The 1,033-nt window shown below is 50.2% G+C and carries 2 protein-coding genes; both read right to left on the reverse strand.

Annotated elements, in window-relative coordinates; translation table 11 throughout:
- The coding region (locus IEX60_RS24715) for a cytochrome b/b6 domain-containing protein (RefSeq protein ID WP_188754066.1) at positions 1–342 on the reverse strand (342 nt) is incomplete at its 3' end.
- Positions 343–344: 2 nt separating this feature from the next.
- Positions 345–1,033: phosphatase PAP2 family protein (locus tag IEX60_RS24720; RefSeq protein WP_188754044.1), on the reverse strand; the 689-nt coding region annotated here is incomplete at its 5' end.

The following is a 1,033-nucleotide window of genomic DNA, read 5'->3' on the forward strand; positions in this document are numbered from 1 at the left end:
TATCCGTTCTTTCAGCGCCTGTTGGCGTTGGAATGGGTTGGGAAACCGGATGCCGGCCACGGCCATGTAGATCAGCCGGGCGGAAATTACCGCGAACAGGATGTAGGCTGCCAACTCGTGCCACTGCCACATGGGCGAAAGTATGCTTTTGATGATCCCCTGCGTTTGTGCCTGGCTAATTGCGCCCGATGCGTGCCGTTCGATGGCGTTGAGGATTGCCTGTTTTCCCATCCAGTTCATCCGTAAAAAGCCCGTGATGAATAATACGGACATTAATGCTGCGGTACACCAATGCAGCCCCCGGTGTATCGTGGTGAATTGTTTTGCTGTGTTCGTTTTCATGATCAAAATGTTTTAGTGATGTTTAGTCCCAATCGACCCGGCTGATAAACCGGCACTATGGTTAAAAAATGACGATTGTTTTTTGGATTGAACCATTTTGAGGTAATGGGATATAACCAATAGGCAATCTCGGTGGATAAAATACCAATACCCGCGCCTGCTACCACGTCGCCGACCCAATGTTTGTCGTTGAATATCCGATAGATGCCCGTCATCGCTGCGATGGGGTACCCGGAGATGCTTAGCCAGAAATGGGTGCCTTGGTATTCCCTGAACATAAAATGGGCTGCGGAAAAGGCGGTGGCAGTATGGCCGGATGGGAAGGAAAGGTTGTTGGAACCGTCCGGCCGCCGCTCGCCAACCCAACTTTTGGTAGGCACGACAATAGCTCCTAATATCAGTTGGGAGGTAATATAGATTACCGTCCGGTCTTTGAGGTTATGCTTGCCCTTTACCCCCAAAAGGTTGAGACCATAAACCGCTGCGGTAGGCGCGTATTGGGTATAGTTGTCTATGACGGCACCCGCTACGATGTGTTCCCTGGTTTCATGACGGGTAGATGCATTCAACCTTTTTAAACCCGGCGACAGTAAACTTAATGCCCCATAGGAGATGAATGTAGCGGGGATAACAACCCCCATTGCAGAAAACCTATTCGTATTGGCTATAGGGATGGTTGTCAGCGAGTCCG

Origin of the sequence: Parapedobacter defluvii, from assembly GCF_014642075.1 — a bacterium.
GTDB lineage: Bacteria > Bacteroidota > Bacteroidia > Sphingobacteriales > Sphingobacteriaceae > Parapedobacter > Parapedobacter defluvii.